The organism is Stenotrophomonas sp. P5_B8 (assembly GCF_054049855.1).
Genome location: NZ_JBFULO010000658.1, coordinates 1 through 1455, shown reverse-complemented (window position 1 = coordinate 1455; position 1455 = coordinate 1). Strand labels below are relative to the sequence as shown.

The 1455-nt window shown below is 59.1% G+C and carries 1 protein-coding gene and 1 pseudogene; both read right to left on the bottom strand.

The features are described from left to right. A pseudogene (locus ACXJKH_RS20435) lies at positions 1 to 368 on the bottom strand (hypothetical protein); the annotation flags it as partial. A 5-nt stretch (positions 369 to 373) separates the two neighbouring features. Beyond that, on the bottom strand, positions 374 to 1455 hold a 1082-nt coding region (locus ACXJKH_RS20430), incomplete at its 5' end, for an ATP-binding cassette domain-containing protein (protein ID WP_457322106.1).

The window sequence follows — 1455 nt, the reverse complement described above, 5'->3', positions numbered from 1 at the left end:
CCTTCTGGCCACACAGGCTGCCGCTGATCGCCAATGGTAATCCCCGCCACCTGCAGGCCCTGCAACTGGAGGGCGGCCCGCGCCACCAAGCGTCCAAAGAAGAACTCCGCCTGCCGGCGGTGCACGCTACGGGCGATCTGCGGCGGCTGTTCAATTCCAGTCGCGGCAAACAGCCCATTGTCGAAGCGGTCGACATCGAATCGCAGCAGGCATACCGATGGGGAGCAGCGAGCGTCAAACAGATCGGCTTCGCACCACGCGTCAAGAATGGCCGGCCTGGCGGCAGGAGCCATGTCGGAGATCAGCTCCAGCAGGAGAGTCGGCGACCGCTGTAGCGGGCCAGGTCCGTGGCCAAGGTCAGACATCATGGAGTTCAAGGCGCCTCCCGTACCCCTTGGTGCGTACCGACATGATCCATCTGTGCAGTGAGTGGATTACATATGGAATGCACCAGTCCCTCTTCCAGCGTGATGATCTGGTCGGCAACATCGAAGTAGCGGTCATCATGGCTGATGGCAACAACGGCCTTGTTGCGCTGCTTCAGCGCCGGCAGGATTTCCTGATAGAAAACTGCCTTGAACACCGGGTCCTGGTCGGCGGCCCATTCGTCGAACAGGTACAGATCCTTGTCATCGAGGACGGCAATGAGCAGTGCGAGCCGTCGGCGCTGGCCGTCGGACAAGGCCAGTGTGGAGAATCGCCCATTACTGAACGCGATCTTGTGGTCCAGCTTCAATTCGCGCAACAATTCCTGTACACGCGGGCCTGCTGACGCATCGTCCAATCCCAAGACACGGTCGAATAGATAGTAGTCGGAGTATATCGACGCAATTCCCTGCCGAAGAGACCCGAGTGTGGCATCGCCAACCTGCTGATCGCCGAACAGGATGCGACCGCTGCTGGCCTGGTAATGAAGCGTAATCAGCTTGCTCAACGTGGATTTTCCGGAACCGTTGCCGCCAACGATGAAGGTAATCTCGCCGCGGCGGATGGTCAGATCCAGCGGGCCCACCTGAAAGCCGGTGCCATCCTTGCGCTCATGACGATAGCAGACCTTTTCAAACCTCACCTCACTCCAGGGGCGGACGTCCTCCTGGTGGTTGGCGATGGCCTCGGCGGGAATCTCATTGAACAGGATGGCGAACCGCTGCAGTGATACGTGCGAGATGCTCAGCTGCGGTATGGAATTGAGGATCACCGCGATCGGGCCGGTAATGTAGAGCAGGGCCATCACCACCCCGACCAGGTCCTCTGTGCTTATGGTGCGGTAGTTGACCAGGATGAAGATGATGGAGCCGATGACGAAGAAGCTGAGCAGGTCACCATAGTTGCTTGCGGCACGGACGATTGTGTGGCCGGCCTTCTCGTTGACCCTGACCTCGTCTTCATGTCTCATGATGACGTCGTCGAAGAACGCGATGCGCTTGGCGTCGTTGAGTTTGAGCTCTTTGATCC